25 protein-coding genes and 1 pseudogene are annotated in these 19,275 nt (G+C 30.8%); 1 reads left to right on the plus strand and 25 read right to left on the minus strand.

The window, feature by feature from the left end:
• Window positions 1-146 precede the first annotated feature (146 nt).
• The 4 genes from RBH29_RS15505 to tnpA form a co-directional block, all read right to left on the minus strand.
• Window positions 147-1,826, minus strand: coding sequence for an AAA family ATPase (locus tag RBH29_RS15505; RefSeq protein ID WP_306697879.1), 1,680 nt, complete (start codon window positions 1,824-1,826; stop codon window positions 147-149).
• 151 nt (window positions 1,827-1,977) lie between these two features.
• Window positions 1,978-2,322: a transposase gene (locus RBH29_RS15510; protein ID WP_306697880.1), complete on the minus strand. Its 345-nt coding sequence runs from the start codon at window positions 2,320-2,322 to the stop codon at window positions 1,978-1,980.
• The gene (locus RBH29_RS15515; RefSeq protein ID WP_306697881.1) at window positions 2,322-2,450 is read right to left on the minus strand and encodes a hypothetical protein; all 129 of its coding nucleotides are present in this window, start codon (window positions 2,448-2,450) and stop codon (window positions 2,322-2,324) included. Before RBH29_RS15515 ends, RBH29_RS15510 begins: the two co-directional genes overlap by 1 nt.
• Before the next feature lie 4 nt (window positions 2,451-2,454).
• A complete protein-coding gene (tnpA, locus tag RBH29_RS15520; RefSeq protein WP_306697882.1) occupies window positions 2,455-2,853 on the minus strand; it encodes an IS200/IS605 family transposase in 399 nt (132 codons plus the stop codon).
• 451 nt (window positions 2,854-3,304) lie between these two features.
• Between tnpA and RBH29_RS15525 the strand changes: the two genes are divergently transcribed.
• Entirely contained in the window at window positions 3,305-3,598 is a 294-nt protein-coding gene (locus tag RBH29_RS15525; protein WP_306697883.1) for a DDE-type integrase/transposase/recombinase, read from the plus strand.
• Window positions 3,599-3,620: 22 nt separating this feature from the next.
• Here the strand turns inward: RBH29_RS15525 and RBH29_RS15530 are convergent, their stop codons facing one another.
• The 21 genes and pseudogenes from RBH29_RS15530 to RBH29_RS15630 all read right to left on the minus strand — a co-directional run.
• A complete protein-coding gene (locus RBH29_RS15530) occupies window positions 3,621-4,088 on the minus strand; it encodes a hypothetical protein (protein ID WP_306697885.1) in 468 nt (155 codons plus the stop codon).
• A 723-nt stretch (window positions 4,089-4,811) separates the two neighbouring features.
• Window positions 4,812-5,255 carry a hypothetical protein gene (locus RBH29_RS15535; protein WP_306697887.1) on the minus strand — a complete coding sequence of 148 codons (444 nt, stop codon included), beginning with the start codon at window positions 5,253-5,255 and terminating at the stop codon, window positions 4,812-4,814.
• 82 nt (window positions 5,256-5,337) lie between these two features.
• Window positions 5,338-6,048 (minus strand): RHS repeat domain-containing protein, encoded by a 711-nt coding sequence (locus RBH29_RS15540; protein ID WP_306697888.1) that lies wholly within the window; start codon window positions 6,046-6,048, stop codon window positions 5,338-5,340.
• A 129-nt stretch (window positions 6,049-6,177) separates the two neighbouring features.
• Complete coding sequence (locus RBH29_RS15545; protein ID WP_306697889.1) at window positions 6,178-6,519, minus strand: hypothetical protein; 342 nt, start codon at window positions 6,517-6,519, stop codon at window positions 6,178-6,180.
• Window positions 6,520-6,712: 193 nt separating this feature from the next.
• A complete protein-coding gene (locus RBH29_RS15550; RefSeq protein ID WP_306697890.1) occupies window positions 6,713-7,156 on the minus strand; it encodes a hypothetical protein in 444 nt (147 codons plus the stop codon).
• Between the two features lie 650 nt (window positions 7,157-7,806).
• Window positions 7,807-8,310: a hypothetical protein gene (locus tag RBH29_RS15555; protein WP_306697892.1), complete on the minus strand. Its 504-nt coding sequence runs from the start codon at window positions 8,308-8,310 to the stop codon at window positions 7,807-7,809.
• Window positions 8,311-8,415: 105 nt separating this feature from the next.
• Window positions 8,416-9,216: a leucine-rich repeat domain-containing protein gene (locus RBH29_RS15560; protein WP_306697893.1), complete on the minus strand. Its 801-nt coding sequence runs from the start codon at window positions 9,214-9,216 to the stop codon at window positions 8,416-8,418.
• A gap of 421 nt (window positions 9,217-9,637) precedes the next feature.
• Window positions 9,638-10,267 (minus strand): hypothetical protein, encoded by a 630-nt coding sequence (locus tag RBH29_RS15565; protein WP_306697894.1) that lies wholly within the window; start codon window positions 10,265-10,267, stop codon window positions 9,638-9,640.
• A 101-nt stretch (window positions 10,268-10,368) separates the two neighbouring features.
• Window positions 10,369-10,836: a hypothetical protein gene (locus RBH29_RS15570; protein ID WP_306697895.1), complete on the minus strand. Its 468-nt coding sequence runs from the start codon at window positions 10,834-10,836 to the stop codon at window positions 10,369-10,371.
• Between the two features lie 14 nt (window positions 10,837-10,850).
• On the minus strand, window positions 10,851-11,048 hold the full coding sequence (locus RBH29_RS15575) for a hypothetical protein (RefSeq protein WP_306697897.1): 198 nt from the start codon (window positions 11,046-11,048) through the stop codon (window positions 10,851-10,853).
• A 176-nt stretch (window positions 11,049-11,224) separates the two neighbouring features.
• On the minus strand, window positions 11,225-11,962 hold the full coding sequence (locus tag RBH29_RS15580; RefSeq protein WP_306697899.1) for a leucine-rich repeat domain-containing protein: 738 nt from the start codon (window positions 11,960-11,962) through the stop codon (window positions 11,225-11,227).
• Window positions 11,963-12,022: 60 nt separating this feature from the next.
• Entirely contained in the window at window positions 12,023-13,573 is a 1,551-nt protein-coding gene (locus tag RBH29_RS15585; RefSeq protein WP_306697900.1) for an RHS repeat-associated core domain-containing protein, read from the minus strand.
• A 56-nt stretch (window positions 13,574-13,629) separates the two neighbouring features.
• Window positions 13,630-14,505, minus strand: coding sequence for a leucine-rich repeat domain-containing protein (locus RBH29_RS15590; protein ID WP_306697902.1), 876 nt, complete (start codon window positions 14,503-14,505; stop codon window positions 13,630-13,632).
• A gap of 131 nt (window positions 14,506-14,636) precedes the next feature.
• Entirely contained in the window at window positions 14,637-15,083 is a 447-nt protein-coding gene (locus RBH29_RS15595) for a hypothetical protein (RefSeq protein WP_306697903.1), read from the minus strand.
• A gap of 45 nt (window positions 15,084-15,128) precedes the next feature.
• Window positions 15,129-15,836 (minus strand): RHS repeat-associated core domain-containing protein, encoded by a 708-nt coding sequence (locus RBH29_RS15600; protein WP_306697905.1) that lies wholly within the window; start codon window positions 15,834-15,836, stop codon window positions 15,129-15,131.
• Window positions 15,802-15,948, minus strand: a complete 147-nt coding sequence (locus RBH29_RS15605) for a hypothetical protein (protein ID WP_306697907.1) — start codon at window positions 15,946-15,948, stop codon at window positions 15,802-15,804. The genes RBH29_RS15600 and RBH29_RS15605 overlap by 35 nt, the downstream gene beginning before the upstream one ends.
• A gap of 50 nt (window positions 15,949-15,998) precedes the next feature.
• Entirely contained in the window at window positions 15,999-16,223 is a 225-nt protein-coding gene (locus tag RBH29_RS15610; RefSeq protein WP_306697908.1) for a hypothetical protein, read from the minus strand.
• Between the two features lie 158 nt (window positions 16,224-16,381).
• Window positions 16,382-16,870, minus strand: coding sequence for a hypothetical protein (locus RBH29_RS15615; protein ID WP_306697910.1), 489 nt, complete (start codon window positions 16,868-16,870; stop codon window positions 16,382-16,384).
• Window positions 16,870-17,064 (minus strand): hypothetical protein, encoded by a 195-nt coding sequence (locus tag RBH29_RS15620; RefSeq protein ID WP_306697911.1) that lies wholly within the window; start codon window positions 17,062-17,064, stop codon window positions 16,870-16,872. The genes RBH29_RS15615 and RBH29_RS15620 overlap by 1 nt, the downstream gene beginning before the upstream one ends.
• 475 nt (window positions 17,065-17,539) lie before the next feature.
• A complete protein-coding gene (locus RBH29_RS15625; RefSeq protein WP_306697912.1) occupies window positions 17,540-18,286 on the minus strand; it encodes a PT domain-containing protein in 747 nt (248 codons plus the stop codon).
• A 67-nt stretch (window positions 18,287-18,353) separates the two neighbouring features.
• Window positions 18,354-19,275: pseudogene (locus RBH29_RS15630) on the minus strand (hypothetical protein); the annotation flags it as partial.

Genomic DNA, 19,275 nt, shown 5'->3' on the forward strand with positions numbered 1-19,275 from the left:
AAATACCTATTGGCAAGAGCGTCTTTCATCCCACGGCTAAAGCCGGCAAGTAAAGATGAGTTTCCAGACGCTGTTTTTTATAATTTCTTTGTAATTGCTTTCACCATAAGGTATCTTTTTCATGGTTTCCCTCCTGTACTATTGAATTAAACCGTGTCAACTCTAACTTCTTTACCTTTAAATGCAATACCTATTTTAATAATATCATTTATTCCAAATCCCTTTAACTCTTCATCATACTTTTTATCTTCTATCTGCTTTAAAGCAGATTTTAATGCCTGTTCTATCGTTTCACCTCTTAAATTACTTGCCTTTTTAAACTCAATTATTATACCCTTTTTACTCTTATCCTTTGGTATAATAATGACATCATATCTTCCGTATCCCGATTCCCTATTTGACTTTACATCATATTCTTTGTCTATGTTAACAAGCAACCCCAATACAAAAGCATGATAAAAACTTTCTGCTCTATCTTCTCCCACATCATTATAACTTAAAACATTTATAACTGTACGTGCAAAAATCTCATAAAATGTATCTACATCTCCTGAAAGTAATGCCTTTAGCATCTCGTCAACACTTCCACCTTTTATAGTCTCACTCAACCAACTTCTTAAAATGTTTCTAAAAAAGTGAAAGACTTCTTTATTTGGTGCTTTAAGATCACAATATACTCCTTCTTCTTTTAAGTATAATTTAGATGGTTTTAAATAACCACTCATTAACATAAATGACCATATACTCTCTTCTGACTTTTTTATCTCGCTATATATTATATTCTCATCTATCTTTACATTATCTACAGTTCCACCCTCAATTATATTTTGAATGTCTAGTTGTATACTTTTATCCCCTGTTGTTGCAAGCTCTTTTATAATTGCATTTCCACTTGTATTTATCCAATATGGCTCTAATATTCCCTTATGTATATACATAATAATTGACCAAGGATTGTAAATAACTCTTTGTTTCTTTTTGCCAAACAAATACCCAATGTACCAATCTTTAACTTGTTCCTTTTCTTCTATTCCATAATAATTTAAAACTTCATCTATTTCACTTTGAGTAAATCCAAAATATTCACTGTAATTATCACTTAATATAGTACACACATTTAGATTATTCATGTCACTAAATATACTTTCCTTTGCCACTCTAAAAATACCTGTCAAAACACCTTTGTGCAAATTTTTATTGTTTTTAAATGTTGAATTCATAAAAGCTTTTATAAATTCTATAGCTTCTTGCCAATGTCCATGTATGTATGCTTCATTTAAAACTGTATCATACTCATCTACAAGCACATACGGTAATTGTTTGTGGTGCATATAAAGCATTCTAGATAAAACAGCTATGCTATTTACATAATTATTGTAACTGGCTTTACCATAAATTATTTTTTCAAAGTTTTGTCTATCAGACAATGTCACTTCTTTTGAATCCATTAAATATACATGCCTGTTAAATTCCACTTGAATTACATCTTTTATAAGCTCAAAATTGATATCCCATTTACTTGTTTTTACATTTTTAAATGTCAAGGTTATGACTGGATATTTCCCCTGCTCTTCCCTGTATTTATCACCCTGAGCCCATATTTTGTAATCCTTGAACATATAACTGTTATCTTCTTCGCTTTTCTCAAAATAATACTCTAATAAAGACATATTAAGTGTCTTCCCAAACCTTCTTGGACGTGCAATTAAAATAATTTCCGAGCCATCGTCAATTATTTCCTTTATAAATAATGTCTTATCTACAAAATATAAATCTTCTTCAATTATCTTTTTAAAATCATCTACGCCTACAGGTTGTCTTTTCATATATATCACCCTTTATTTATAATTTTGACACTCCCACACCTAAAGGAATGGGATTCTTGACTGATTAAACCGAAGTACATTTCTGCTATCGGAGTATGACCTCAAGCTTAGGGTATTCCATTACCCCTCCTGAGCCAGTGCATATAGCAACTCAGGCTGATAGACTGTTACCATTTACCACAGGTGCATTAATTATATTTCTTGCACCCACTAAATCCCTATGATTTTTATATCCACACGCACACTTATAGGTTCTATCTTTAGCCTTGTTAAGCTTTCCACATGAAGGGCATATTTGTGAAGTATGTGCTGGATTGACATACTCAACCCTAATACCTTCCAAAAGTGCCTTGTACTCAATATATTGGGCTAACCGATAGAATGACCATGTGCGTAGGTTCTTTTCGTTTTTACGGCTTGTTCTTGCCATGTTCCTTATGTTCGCAAGCTTTTCCATGCGAATTTCAGAAACATTGTTTTGTATTGCAAAATTCACTATTTGCCTGCATCAACCATGCTTTGTACAAGTGCATTTACTGATTGGATATATTCTAGAGACATTCTTTGAAGTATCTTAATTTGTTCTTTTTTCAGTAAAATCTTTATTTTAACAGTTTTTTTCAAGTTTTCACCCCCTTGTCTTTTGTTCTTCAACATAGCGTTTAATTGTTTCACTTGACACATTTCCTGCCGTCGATACAAAATAGCTTCTAGTCCACAAACTAACCATATGGCTCAAATGTTTAAATTCTTCCCTAAGTTTTTTAGAAGTCACCCCTTTTATACGAGCCATTATGCCAGATGGACTATGTGTTGGTAATGCATTCAAAAACATGTGGCAGTGGTCTTTATCACACTCTACTTCAAGAATTTCAAGCTTTAAATCTGTGCAAATTTCCTGCAATAGTTCTTTAAATCTTGTTTCTACATTACCAACAAGCAATTTTCTACGATATCGTAGACAAAAAACAAAATGGTAGTTGATTAATGATACCGTTTTCTTTGTTCTTCTATATTCTTGTCTCATATTGATATTGTATCAGTATTTATTTTTTACTACAACATATATTGTGAAAATGCTTACCTATTGGCAAGAGCGTCTTTCATCCCACGGCTAAAGCCGGCAAGTAAAGATGGGTTTTCAGACGCTGTTTTTTATAATATTAACAAATTACTATATTTTTCATTTATCTATATAGATTTTAAATCTTAGAAATTAAGACATTAAAAATATGTTCCTTGATATGAAAAATGGTATAATGTAAGTAGTGTGAATGGTATAATAAAATTAACAGTTTTCGATCAATAAGATTTTACGACATTTACCAGTAATTGTCAAATACGTGGTCAAAGTACTGGAAATTATATTTATATTCGGATGTCATTATGTTTTTTACTTGTGAAATGAAAAATAAAAAAGAAAAAGAAATATGGGAAGATGAAATTGCCAGTATTACTGATTGGGTAAACAAATCTAGGTGGACTTTGGCACCATAAAAGTATCTGATGCAAATGGTAAGCATATAAGACTTTATGTTATGTGTTTTATATTATCACATTCACGATATAAGTATTGTGAATGGTTGGACAGGCCTTTTACTACTGCTGATACTATAAGAATGCATGAAAATGCATTTGAGTATTATGGTGGAATAGCTGAAGAAATAGTATATGATCAAGATTATCTATTTTTAGTAAGTGAAAACTATGGTGATTTAATATATGGCCGTTATACATGTAGTAGTCGCTTTCACCCTCAACATCTCTCATAAGTAAGTTTAGCCGATATAGGTTTCACCACAAATATGTATCTTCTCCATTATTCCAACGGTTTAAATGCATCCTCAAATGCCTTAATTTTAGTCCTATATCTCTCTTTTCTTCTGTAGATAACTTATCAAAACTTTTTTGAGAATACTCATAAAGTTCTTTAAGGTCGATAACTCTAGACTCCATCCTTCGACAATCTTGAGTTTTTTCTTCAGGAGCTACCTTCTTGATTTTCTCAAGCAACTCTTCCATTAGTTCTATTTTATCTTCTTTACGTGAAATAACATCTATAAACTCTTCAAGTGTCTCTCCTGCATCAACTTCATCTGCTAATTCAAAATAAACAGTAAAGAATTCCTCTGCACGTTTTTCATATTCTGTCAATGAAGGAGACAACTCTAATGAATCTACTTTATCACTACAACCATTTAAAAAAAATAACATTGTAAAAATTAATAAAACAACCATTTTGTTTGCTCGTCTGTTTTTCATACATTAAAACCTCTCTAATTAAATAATGGATAACTTGCCTACACTTTATCCGAATCAGTAGCAAATATAACTGGTGATGGTGAAATTGATTCAACTGACTACATGTTAATGTCACGGTATGTTTTAAATATAATTGATTCGTTCTAATTAAAACTAAGCAAAAGACCACAGTAACCTCACCCGAGGTCTTTTGCTTAGTTTTATTAACATATATTTTATTCTTTTACAAAAACAAGTTCGTTTTTATGGTTAACCTCTACATTTACATCTATTTGAGTTTTATTTACTACTACTCTCCATCCCAAGTCTTTTCTTATAAATCCGAAAAAGTAGTGTCCCCTTGGAGTATACTCTTCTGGTTTTAAATATACGTAATTACCATTAGTAAATTTGGGGTTCTGTAAATTGGTTATAATGCTTTCAACAGTTGCTTCAATTCATATTCTGTAAATATTTACTAAATTAGGACAGGTATTATTTGATACGTTTATCTTTATACGTATTTATAAGTCAATCCTGACGGTGCACCATATTAAACGAAATACTAGAAGAAGAACGAATGGAGTTGAGTCTCCACCTGAAGTCTCAATGTTTAGCTTTAGCTAAACGAGTTCACTTTAAGTTAACTCAGTTTCGCACACAATCTTCTATTTTAGAACAATCTGCCGTCTCCGTTCTCCCAAGGGAAGCTTACGCCAGATTGAATTATTGCAAGGCACAGCTTCATGTAAAATCAAAATTAAATAGAGATCTTTTATTTCTAATGGATCTGTTAATTAAATTCATTGTTTCATCACGCTTTCTTAGGCTGTATCTGACTATCTTTACATTAATAAAATCTTCTTCATTGATGTTTTTAACAAAAATTGTTACACTTCCCCAAAACTCTTCATCTGCTTTATACGAGTATATTATATCATATTTATCGCATTCTTGTGTATTTGACTCTTCTTTGTATGGAATTTCTATCCCTTGCAGCAAGACGTCTAAGTCGTTTTTATTGATAAATAATTCTAATCCTAAGTCATGTTCTCTTGATGTTACCCATACTCTTTCTATATCAAATAAGTGTAATGTAGAAATTCTGAATTCCTTTTCTAAAATGTGTATTTCTTCTGAGCTTTCTAATTTAACTTCAGTTACTCTAGTAGTAAGACCTTTATACATATAGATGCCTATAAGAAAAACAGCTATTAGGGTGAATGTTGTTGGTAAAATTATGATAATAAATTTTTTTTGCTCAATACATTTACCTCCTTGTATCATTTATTCGTGGTCTTTGTCTTCTCATTCTGTCGTTTCTTCTAGTACAATCATGTGAAACATTTTTAGAATCAAGGATATCGTATCTTTCTCCTTCTGTCCAGCTTATTGTAATATTATGAGTTCCATACACTTCGAATTCCTTAGCTCTTCCATAAGCATGTAATTCAGCCATTTCACCATCGACTACAAATCCACCAAAACTATCACTTCCAGTTTTCCAGTTATAAAAATCTCTTAAGTTGTATTCTACACTCATAGAATACAACTCTCCTTCTTTTGCTACCCTTAATCCTTCACCATTATAAATATTTACAACAGTTCTGCTTTTAGTGTTTATTTCAACCTCTCTGTTACCAGCTCTGTCATAAGCATAGGTTGTCTTTCTTGAAGATGGCTCTGTTACAGTTTTAAGTCTGTTTAAATCATCGTATGTGTAAGCTATTGTACCCTTGTTTTCACCATTTATAAATTCTGTCTTTGTTTCTTGATTTCCTGCCGCATTATATGTATATGAGTATTCATCCATTACACTGCCATCTGCCTCTTTATTTGTAAGAGTTTTTAATAGTCCATTGTCATAATAAGTATACTCTGAACTCAAACCACTTTCATATACAACACTTTCTCTACTTCCGTCAGGATAATAATTATATGTTGCAGAAGCATTTGAGTTTATATATCCATCTTTAACCACTTTCTAGGTTCTTTTTTCTAATTTAAACACTAATATTTCTTTTCTTACAGCTTTCTATCACAGTCACCTTACTAAGACGTTTACCAATATTATTCTAGGCATAAAAAATTGTTGGCAACCCTGCGTTCTTTATATAATAAATCCAAAACGGAGTAATAAAGACCAGACTATCACTATTATATTAATAATAACTCCAATAACAGCAAATGTTTTTATTTTGTTCTTTTGAAACAGTCCAACAATTCCTAGTATTAACCCTAATGGTTTAATAACTACTTCAATTTTACCACCTATATTCCAAACATCTCTTAAAAGTTCTGTTCCAATTACTATATCACCATAAATATAAATCCATAATGATGAAAATATAAAAAAAGATAGCACTACCCCAAATATCCCTAGGACTAATGATATTATTCCAAATATCGAATGTTTCCCTTCTTTATTTTTTTGATTGTATGTAAGTTCCATAGCAAAAATATCCTTTCTTTATTTAATAACGTTTTTTGATTGGTATATTCGGCAATTGAAAAACCCCAAGGCTAATAATACTAGTATCATTCACAAGCTCATAATAGTTAGCTTTAGTTAGTATCATAGTTTCCTACTGAAGCTTCGATATTTAGCCCCCTCTAAATAAATTCACTAGCTTTATGAATAATATTTATTGCAATCCATATAATAACTCCATAGCTGTATTTTTAGAATTTTCATAAATATTTAATTGCTCTTCCATGCCCTCTACATTATTATTTTCTTTATAGTTAAAGTATCTACTTGAAGCATCGCACATATTAATTATCGCTAATATTAATTCAAATTCATCTTCAGATAATGTATCTAATCCATGACGTTTAACCTTTTCAATTATATAATATGTTTCTTCTTCACTGACATTTTCTTTAGAATCCATTTTTTGAACCAAAATATTATAACCATATGAAGAAACTTCAAATACCTCTTCTCTAATTCTATATGTTTGTTCTTTCTTTTCATTAATGTTATTTAACACAATTTGAGAAGATATTAAGGATATTGCTATCAATATTATAACTAAAAACTTTTTCACTATAGCATTTATATATCTTTTTTCTGATTGATTTTTCAATACTCTATATACTTGTAAATTAAACCATGTAAAAACAAGAAAATGTGATAAATAAGAAAATAATTTGTAAAAGTAATAATTTACAAAAAATGTTATTATAGAAAAAACTAGAAGAATCGCAACAAAAGGCAATAGTTTCTTTTCAAAAGTTTTGAAACTACTTGGTTGAATAATAAATTTTTTAAAAACTAAGTAATATACTGCTACTATAATTTTATTAATTAGGTATATTATTGGCGTTATAAATAATATCACATATAAAAATTGTATACTTAAAACAGAATATGTACTATAAAAAACAAATTGCAATATTGATAAAATTGTAGCTAAAACAATTATTAATATCTTCATATTTCTTTTATTATAATTATCCAAATAATGGCTAGAACTAATTATTTGTGAAGGATTTATAATACAATTTATTAACATTTTAAACAGTTGCAACATTCAAAATCCTCTTTCCTTCATTTTATTATTATATATCTCAATATCTGAACTCCTAAAGTATTTGTTCAGAAGTTTCATCTAATGGCATTATATATAAATCTCCTGTTAATGTTTTGTTAATTGTCAGTTTTCTTCAATTGGTTACTGCATCGATTCTCAACAATTATTGTCAGCATTAGTATTTGATGAATAAAGTTTTGCTTCTATAGTTCCTCTTTCTCAACAACAAAACCTACTTCAATATAGCTTTCCACTAGTTTATAATAAGTTATTTTGTAATTTTCATCAATTGCAGATTTAACATGCATTAACTCTTTACCATTTTCTAAAACTTGCTTGATATCCATTTCAGTATAATTATAAGTTGTTGTAAAAGCAAGCACTTTATCTTTCAACTTAAATGAATATTCAAAACCTTCCATATTAAATATTTCGTTATTGAATGTTTCTTCTACAGATTTAGAATATACTTTCAAGTCATCAGCATTTCCATTTTTAAGAACATTTTCTTGAATCATTTCTGTTTTCGTTACAAAACCATCTTTATGATACACTAACATTGTAATTTTTACAATTGCTTCTGATTTATTAATAGTTGTAACCACAGGTTCTTGTGTGAATTTTGTAATAGAATAGTTGTTTGAGTTGCAACCTGTAAACGTTATTATTAAAGTTATTAAAATAAATATTAATGACTTTTTATACATATCATAATACTCCCCTTTATTTTTTAACAAGCAATTAGCAACTCAACAGTTAAAAACCACTTCTAAAATACACCAAAGCTGCATGACTTGTTTTTGAATGCTTGATTAATTGGAATTACTTTCAATTGGATTATCAAGTATTCCTAAATCATATAGAGATCCTAGCTCATCCAATGGAGTTATATCACTAATTTGATTTCTATGCAAATGTAACCTTGTCAAGTTTTTGAGATTTGACAATGACAATACTTCATTTATTTGATTTGAGCTTAAATTTAAATCTTCTAAATTAGTAAGCTCTTCCAATGGTGATATGTCACTTATTTGGTTATAGCTTAAATCTAACTTCTTTAAATTTTTTAGTTCTGATAAAGCTGATATGTTAGTTATTTGGTTTGACCATAAGCTTAAGTTTTCTAAATTAGTAAGATTAGATAATACAGATATATCCCCTATATTATTATCGCTTAACGTTAACCACTTTAAACTAGTTAATTGCGATAGTGGTTCTATGTCTTTTATTCTATTTTTCCTTAAGCTTAAAGCTTCTAAATTAGTTAAATTAGCTAATGGTGATACATCGCTTATTTCATTCCAATATAAATTCAAATCTGTTAAGCTAGTAAGTTCAACCAATGGTGATATATCGTCTATTTCATTCCAATATATACTTAACGTTTCTAAATTGACTAAGTATTCCATTCCTTCTAAGCTACTTATTCCTTTTCTTTCTGCAAATAATTGTGTTATTTCTTCAAGATCACTTTTAAGAATATCTCCCCTTCGTTTATCTATTTCTTCTCTTATAGCTCTTTCTAAATTAGAATCTTTGAATCTAACAGCATCAGGGTTAGTTTCTTTATTTATTTGCAATACTATTATTACAGCAATAATTAACAGTATCAATAAAAAAATAATTTTTTTCATTCTGAACACCTCTTGCTAACAATATTTTTTAAATGTTTGCTTTGAGATACATTATAGCACTTCTATGTATCTCAAAACTTTATCTTGACTAATATTATATAAATCATTATAAAACTAACTTTCATTAACCATTTGATTAGACTAAAATTTATTTTTGTGTAAATATAGATATGGAATATCTTTCAAAAAGAACTCCAGCTCTAATTTTGTTTTAAGTTGCATTTGTCTAAATTGCTAATATTAGCAAAAGTTTTAGCCCTATTTAATTTTTGCAACCTACAGCTTTTTTTGATTAAGTTATTATTATTTTAAAAGTATAAAATTGTATGTGCCACTTGCTTTACTTATTAAATATTGGTTCATGTTTTAGCCAAATTGAATTTTTGCAACTTACACCAGCCTAATAAGCTTTATATTTTTTAATAAAATCCACAATTGATAACTTTTTTATATCTTTTATGATAGTATCGTCATCATCCCACCATGTATCACCTGCATAGATTTTGCTATCTAAATAGTTCCATGGAATAAGTTTTTCTTTCATAATTTCTATCGGAGGAACTATGTGATAAATATAAATGTTTTCAGTTAAAGAAACACAAAAGTCTTGATCGATTTTATACATTATTTTAAAATCCTCATTATCTCTTCCTTCAAGAAGGATTTTTTTATAATTTTTAAAAATAACTGTTTCGCTTAACAATCCTGAATTAATGTACTCTTCAAATAATTCATTCATAATTTTGCCTAATCCATATTCTTTTATAAAATCATCAAATGATTTAAAACTGTAATCTGCGGTCATACGTATAAAATTTGATGATGTATATCCTTTATTTAATACCTTATTTCTAACAATTATTTTTTCCATTTTTATTGCCCCCATGTAATGTGTACTCTGAACCCTTGCTTTTTTACTGTAAAGATTAATGTGGTCAATGGCATTTTGCTTTCCACCATAAACATAAACCTTTCCATCAGCCCTTACATAATAATTTTTGCTAACATCACCAATACTTATAGTTGCCATTTTGCTATCTGGATTTCATTTAACAGCATCAGAATCAGTATTATATTTTCTGCTGCACTTCTATCAACATCTCTCATAAGTAAGTTTAGCCTATATAGGCTTCACCACAAATATGTATCTTCTCCATTATTCCAACGGTTTAAATGCATCCTCAAATGCCTTAATTTTAGTCCCATATCTCTCTTTTCTTCTGTAGATAACTTATCAAAACTTTTTTGAGAATACTCATAAAGTTCTTTAAGGTCGATAACTCTAGACTCCATCCTTCGAAAATCTTGAGTTTTTTCTTCAGGAGCTACATTCTTGATTTTCTCAAGCAACTCTTCCATTAATTCTATTTTATCTTCTTTACGTGAAATAACATCTATAAACTCTTCAAGTCTCTCTCCTTCATCAACTTCATCTGCTAATTCAAAATAAACAGTAAAGAATTCCTCTGCACGTTTTTCATATTCTGTCAATGAAGGAGACAACTCTAATGAATCTACTTTATCACTACAACCATTTAAAAAAAATAACATTGTAAAAATTAATAAAACAACCATTTTGTTTGCTCGTCTGTTTTTCATACATTAAAACCTCCCTAATTACATATTCGAGATATCTCTTCTGGCTCATTATCCATTTTAGATTTAGCATCATCATAATTTAGATTAATATTAATTATTTCTTGATAAAAATCAGTTCGAACATTTCTATAATGCTCATTACTTCCTTCATCTGAATAATGTTCGTACTCATAAGAATTATTTTTAATATAATCTATTTCTTCTTCAATCAACTCTATAAAATCCTTCCTAGCACCCCTATGTCTAACTAAATAGTTGTATTCTGTATGAGTTACATAGACAGCTGCGAAACTCCCAAAATATTATTTGGCGGAGTTCCTCTTATAAATCTTCAGGTGGAGTTGAGTCTCCACCTGAAGACTCGATGCTTAGCTTTAACTAAACGAGTTCACTGCGGCTTTAACTCTAGTGTCGGTATGCTACTAAGATTATCTTCTAAAGGTAAAAAATTACTTATTTGGTTCCGACCTAATTTTAGAGTTTTCAAATTTTTTAGTTCTGACAAAGGTGATATGTCAGTTATTTGGTTTGAGCTTAGGACTAGCTCCCACAAATTAGTGAGGTTAGCTAATGGCGAAAGATCTTCTATCTTATTATTATGTGCAAGTAAACCCTCTAAATTAATCAGTTGAGATAGTGGTTCTAAGCTTTCTATTCTATTATGAGACATACTTAAGGATATCAAATTAGTAAGATTAGCTAATGGTGATATATCATCTATTTTATTATACCCTATAACTAAATGTTCTAAATTAGTTAAATTGGCTAATTGTGAGATATCATCTATTTCATTATATTGCAAAAATAAAAGTTCTAATTTATCTAGTTTTGATAATGGCTCTAAGTCGCTTATCTCATTTCTTTCTAAAAATAGCTGTTCTAAATTAACTAAATATTCTATCCCTTCTAATTTTTTTATTCCTTTGCCTTGTGCACGTAACTCAGTAATTTCTTCAAGGTCACTTTTAAGAATATCTCCTCTTGGTATATTTAGTTTTTCTCCTATAACTCTTTCTAAATTAGAGTCTTTGAATATAATAGCATCTGGGTTAGTTTCTTTAGTTACTTGAAATATTATAATTAATGTAATAGCAACTAGCATTAAAACAATAATATTTTTTTTCATAATGCCCCCCTCTTTAATTATTTGTTAAAACAAATATACTCGAAATACTTTTTATTCTATTCAGTCTATGAAAAATCCACCATCATTAACATATCTAACATTACCTGCAGTAAACTCAGCCTCATTAATAAATGTGTTCTCAGACTTAAGATATTCAATCTTACCTCTAGGTTCACTTTCAAATGGACACATCATTCTATTTTTACTTAAATAATCATTAAATTCTCTTTGTTGATGAGACCAAAATCCGATATAAGTAAAATGGAATATTGGATATGAAGCTACGTTTCCATCATAAGCAAAAACTTTTGATATTGTATGTTCTGTTAAAAACTCAGTTGCTATATTTCTTTTATGACACAAGTGACCAGTATTACAAGAGATTAAAGTCAATGTATCAATAATTTTAGTCTCTAATTCACTGATTTCAACATCATCAGTACCACTTATTTTTCTAGTGGCTTCAGAAACCCCATCTTTTATCACTAAGTAACTCTTTGAATCCTCATTATGCCGACCAAATTCTATTGTTTCTGGAGTACCATGAGCTACTATGATAACTTGTTTTATTTTACCCTCCATTTCATTCCATCCATCTTCAAAATCGTGTGTGTGATCGAATCCTTTTTTCCTTTTATTTGCTACATTTTTAGCATGTTTATCAGTAGAATCATAAAATATATATGAAAATGTGTTAGAAGATATATCAAAAGCATTATAAAAATACCCTTTATTAACCATTATATTGTTTTCATCATTCAATACACCAACTTGTTTACCTCCATAAACATAAACCTTTCCACCAGCCCTTATATAATAGTCTTTTTTAACACCTCCAATAGTTATCGTTGCCATTTTGCTGTCTGAATCCCAATCAACAGCGTTAGCGGCATAGTCTTCTGCTGCACTTCTAAGTTGTAACTTGTATTGCCTTGAATGACCTGTTGGATCAAAGTACATGATAGGCTCATCATGGCAATACTTGTAGAGATTTGAACTCAATGGATCATTTGGGTCACCCCTGCAAGTGTCCTCTTGTAAAAATCTTGCTATCTTGGGGTCATACATCCTTGCATTCAGGTAATAAAGTCCTGTCTCCTCATCCCATTGATAGCCTGCATAAGTTATATTATTATCTACATCCCCTGTACTTTCTAATATATTACCAAAGGCATCGTAGTAATAGGTTGCAGCAATTTCACCTATTGTGGTTTTAATAAGTGCAGTTACATCTGCATGTCCGTTATACATATAGTAGTAGCTTTCACCATCAACATCTCTCATAAGTAAGTTTAGACCGTATAGATTTCCTGCTGTCTGATTACCATTAGCATCAGTTTCCAATACAACATTTAAGTTTTCATATAAGTATCTTGTCAAGGATCCGTCTACTTCTTTTGCTACTCTTAATCCTTCACCATTATAAATATTTACAACAGTTCTGCCTTTAGTGTTTGTTTCAACCAATTGATTCTTTTCGTTATATCTATTTGTTGTTACAACTTCTCCATTTCTTGTAAGTGTAAGCTGGTTACCGTTGTCGTCATAATCGTACACTGTTGTCTCTGTTACGCCACCATCAACTCTTGTTGTTATTTCTAGCAGTGTCAATTGAAGTCAAGGCTAAAAAGCTCACCAAAATTCCAAATACTTAATTATTCGTAAGTTTATTCAATTGGATTATCACGTATGTTTAAATCATATAAATATATAAGTTCATCCAATGGACTTATATCAATAATTTGATTGCTTTGCAAGTATAATTTTGTCAAATTTTCGAGATTTGACAATGGTGATAAGTCATTTATTTGGTTTGAATTTAATTCTATTTCCTCTAAATTTTTAAGTCCAGCTAATGGCGATAGGTTATTAATTTGATTATGACTTAAATTTAGCTTTATCAAATTTTTTAAATCTGATAAAGCTGATATATCACTAGTTTGGTTAGAATCTAATTTTAGAATTCTTAAATCAGCAAGATTAGCTAATGGTTCTAAATCACTTATTTTGTTTGAATATAATAATAATTCATCTAGGTTAGTAAGATTAGCTAATGGTTCTAAGTCACTTATTTGATTATTTCCTAGATGTATACTATATAAATTAACAAGGTTATCTAATGGTGATATATCCTCTATTTTATTTTTAAACATACTTATAATTTCTAAGCTAGTAATATTAGCCAATGGAGATATGTCACTTATTTCGTTCTGATTAATAGATAACAATTTTAATTTAGTTAGATTAGCTAATGGTTCTAGCTCAGTTATTTTATTTTCGTTTAAAATCAACCATTCTAAATTGACTAAGTATTCCATTCCTTCTAAGCTACTTATTCCTTTTCTTTCTGCAAATAACTGTGTTATTTCTTCAAGATCACTTTTAAGAATATCTCCCCTTCGTTTATCTATTTCTTCTCTTATAACTCTTTCTAAATTAGAATCTTTGAATCTAACAGCATCAGGGTTAGTTTCTTTATTTATTTGCAATACTATTATTGCAGCAATAATTAACAGTATTAATAAAAAAATAATTTTTTTCATTCTGAACACCTCTTGCTAACAATATGTTTTAAATGTTTGCTTTGAGATACATTATAGCACTTCTATGTATCTCAAAGCTTTATCTTGACTAATATTATATAAATCATTATACACCTATACTTGTATTTAAACTATTGTATTTCTACATGGATTTTATTATCAGCCATATAATACTTCACCATACCTTCTGGTTTTCTCTTCTCAACTCCAACGTTTTCTAATATATCATAAAATTCTTCTTGTTGAAAAACTGGTGTATACGTATAGCCAACCCCAAGAATAGCTCCAGCATTTCCATCATAAGCATAAACTGACGATATTTTATGCACGTCTAAAAACTCAATTGCAACATTTCTTTCATCATAAGGATAGTCACCAAAATAATCTAAGTGACCCGTGTTACAAGAAATTAATGTTAATGTTTCGATAGCTTTAGCATTTAATTCTCTAATTTCAACGTGGTCAGTTTCTATTGAATTTATTACAGGCTCTGAATCTGGATTATTTATTGCTAATGTTGTTACTTGATTACTTTTTTTGCTTTTATCTTTTTCAGTTTCGTGGGAAAAATCTACCATATCATAAGAGCCATGAGCAATTATAGTTATCTCTTCTACTACATTTTACATATCATTCCATGCTTTTGCAAAATCAGGTGTGTAATCAAATCCTTGTACTATAACAGTATCATATTGTTTTTCATGTTTTTTTCTAGTCCTCTTTGCTACTGACCTAGCATAAAAATCATTAGAATCATAAAATATATATGAAAATGTGTTAGAAGATATATTAAAATCATTATAAAACTCACTTTTATTAACCATTATATTGTTTTCATCATTCAATATGCCAACTTGCTTTCCTCCATAAGCATAAACCTTTCCACCAGCCCTTACATAATAGTCTTTTTTAACACCTCCAATAGTTACTGTTGCCATTTTGCTATCTGAATCCCAATCAACAGCGTTAGAGTCATATTTTTCTGCTGCACTTCTAAGTTGTAAATTATATTGCCTTGAATGCCCTGTTGGATCAAAGTACATGATAGGCTCATTATGGCAATGCGTGTAGAGGTTTAAACTTAGTGGATCATTTGGGTCACCCCAATAGGTATCCTCTTGCAAAAATCTTGCTATTTTGGGGTCATACATCCTTGCATTCAGGTAATAAAGTCCTGTCTCTTCATCCCATTGATAGCCTGCGTAAGTTATATTATTATCCACATCCCCTGTGCTTTCTAATATATTACCAAAGGCATCGTAGTAGTAGGTTGCGGCAATTTCACCTGTTGAGGTATTAATGGCCGTTATACATGTAGTAGTAGCTTTCACCGTCAACATCTCTCATAAGTAAGTTTAATCCGTATAGGTTTCTTGCTGTCTGATTGCCATTAGCATCAGTTTCCAATACAACATTTAAGTTTTCATATAAGTATCTTGTCAAAGATCCGGCTACTTCTTTTGCTACCCTTAATCCTTCACCATTATAGATATTTACAACAGTTCTGCCCTTGGTGTTGGTTTTAACCTCTCTGTTACCAGCTCTGTCATAGCATAGGTTGTCTTTCTTAAAGATGGCTCTGTTACAGTTTCAAGTCTGCTTAAATTATCGTATGTATAAGATGTTTTCCCCTTATTTTTCCCATTTATAAATTCTGTCTTTGTTTCTTGATTTCCTGCTGCATTATATGTTTGAGAACATTCCCAAACTGTTCTCACTATGTTTTAGTTTGTAATTATAAGAGTATATAAATAGTAATAAGGTTTAGATTTAAAGAAGGTCAACGAGACGATTCTTCCTTAAAAGAACCGTCTCCGTACCTCCTCCGTGATTCTAAGGAAATCTTAAAGTTAAAATAGCTTCCAAGGGAACCCGTTTACCAATTCCTTCTAAACTTGTTAAGAAACTCTGAAGTTTCGGGTTTATTTATAATTGCAGTTCTTGTTATTCTTACGATAATATCTTCATCATTAATATTTTTTAAATTAATCCCTACTCCACCCCAATTTTCATCAAATTCAACAGATGAAAAGGTCTTGTCATATTCATTAGGTTTGGTAATTTCCCTGTAATCGAATTCTACTCCTTCCAAGAATAAGTTGAAATTTTTCTTTTTCATTGATAGCTCCATTCTTATAGAATGATCTCTCCCTCTTGTTAGCCAAACTCTTTCAATTTCAAACAAATGTAATGTATTAATTTTATATTCGTTTTCCAAAATCCGAATTTCTTCAATGGTGTTAATGGGTATTTCAAGTTCTCTCTCTCCAGAATAACCTTTGTATACAAAATAAATTATTAGTAATAAAGATACTGTTATTGCTAAAACTACACCTGAAAAAATTTTAATGTATTTTTTTTTCATTATCTCTGTCTCCTCATCCCATCATTTCTTCGAGTGCTATCATTTGAAATGCAATCTAACTCGCTAGTATTTAATCTTTCTCCTTCTGTCCAAGTTATTGTTGTGTTATGATTGCCAAATACTTCAAATTCTTTTACCCTTCCATAAGCGTGCAATAATGCCATTTCACCATCAGTTACAAAACCTCTGCGCATTTACTTACTATTACCTGTTAATTTAGTAATAGACTAAATATGTAACTTATTGCGGTTTAATAATTATTCATATTCAATAAATTTTATTATATTTCCTTCTTCAATAGCTTCTACAGAAACTGTTTTGCTTTTCATATAAATTGTTATTTTCCAACCTTTCATTATCTGTAACTCTATTCATACCTGCTGCACCTGCTATTATTGTATGTGCGATATCCAATAATAACCATTAAAGTGCATTGTATCAGGTACATAATCTTTCTTTGTATATATTTCTTCTATACCAAGTTTATGCTCAAACTTATGCATTACAATTTGCTTAATCCTTGGAGATTCTGCGTCTATAAACATACTATGCTAATTGTTTTGAATAGACCATTTGCTAAAAATGCTACCTCTCCAAAAATCACTAGCAGATGTGCTTTCTGTTATTAATTCAACGTCAAAATGTCTTTGGTATTTTAGTTTGACATAATCAATAGCTGACGTACATAGATATATCAAAGTTTCCTCCGTCTCCTCCATTACGCAACTCAACCACAAGTTTAGCCCCGTCCTTATCCCTCTTATATGACCACATTGAAGCAATTGCCATAACCTCTCCGTGGTCAACAAAACCCGCTTCTCTAAGCTGTTCTTGATATATTTCCATTTCCATAACGTTCTCATCTGAAAAATGATAACCTAAACCAGTCACATGATTGGGAAGTGAGAAATAATCATAGGAAATTATCTCACCGTTAATCATTGGAACAGGGAACTTACTGTCAGGTATATTGGCGTATAAATCGCTTTCTTCAATTCTTATTTCCCCTGTAACCGAGTTAACCCAAGCATACGCAATGGTATTAGGAGGAGGGTTGCGGTAGCTCTCAGAATAATCTACTGAAAAACCGTATTGTAGAATGCCGTCCTCTCGTTTTTTCGTGTTCGGTAGATACTCTATTCTGTGATGATATCCGTCAAAACTCTCGATTAATAAATCCTGCGCCTCGGCAACCGACAATATGCTTTCTGTAGGCTCTGGCGTTGCTTGATCTGTTGATCCATTCGTTGCCTGATCTGTTGGCTCTGGCCTTGCTTGATCTGTTGACTCAGGCGTTGCTTGATCTGTTGACTCAGGCGTTGAGATAGGTTCGACGTTATCACCACAACCACTAAGCATCAAAGCAAGACCAAGCGATATACAACATATTAATAATAAATAAATATATTTTTTCATAATAATTTCACTCCTCTTCCATATTGCACTAATTAGAAGTTCGTTTTGCTAAATTCCTTACACGTTCTTATCGTGCGTACCAATTATATGCTAGTTCTGCTGCATCGTTACACGCATTCATTGTACCTGCTGCACCACCACCACCTGAACCATAGAACATACACATATGTCCTCCAACAGGCCATCCACCAGCTGGCCTTGTATTGCTCTCGTTAGGCAAGTCATTACCTTCCACAAAATTCATTGCGTGAGGACGAAGATGAAAACCAACAGCGATTCTCCGGTCATCTATATTGATATAACCGGGTCTAGCACTCCAAGACCAAGAGTCCGGATTAGACCAGTCAACTCCTCCAGTTGGATGGAGGATACTTTTTATAATATCAGTATCTTCCGAGGTCATAGGAGACCAATCAGTATGATACCCACATGTACTTGCCGCCCAAGAAATATTAAATGTTAACCCCGTTTCTAGGTCTGTCAACGCTACGCTTTGCCGTGCGCCCCCACCCCAAGTAGCCGAAACTTCAGCTTGCCCAAGTAATTCTAAAGGTGGTAGTGCTGATTCTGTTGCGACAGACTTAGACGCTGGCAATATATTATTACCCATTCCCTGAGATGGTTGAGTAGTTTTATCAATATCACTAGTGCTTATTTTATTTGTTTGAATACCTCTGTATAATTCTAAGACATCTTGCATTGTTCCACCATAATCCTTACTTAAATAATCATCAATCATTTCTCTGATATCTGGATTATTATATTCAGATGTATTTTTAAGTTCTGCTCTTGCGTTCTCAGCATGAATTCTTGATGATTCCCTATTTATATCAAGTTCCCAACGTCTCTTCGCCACATAAATTTGACGAAGGAAATCTTCGGCTGATGGTTCTCTTGAATGCCCTGTTGGATCAAAGTACATGATAGGCTCATTATGGCAATACGTGTAGAGATTTAAACTCAATGGATCATTTGGGTCACCCCTGTAA

The sequence above is a fragment of the Herbivorax alkaliphila genome (genome assembly GCF_030848475.1).
Classification (GTDB): domain Bacteria; phylum Bacillota; class Clostridia; order Acetivibrionales; family Acetivibrionaceae; genus Herbivorax.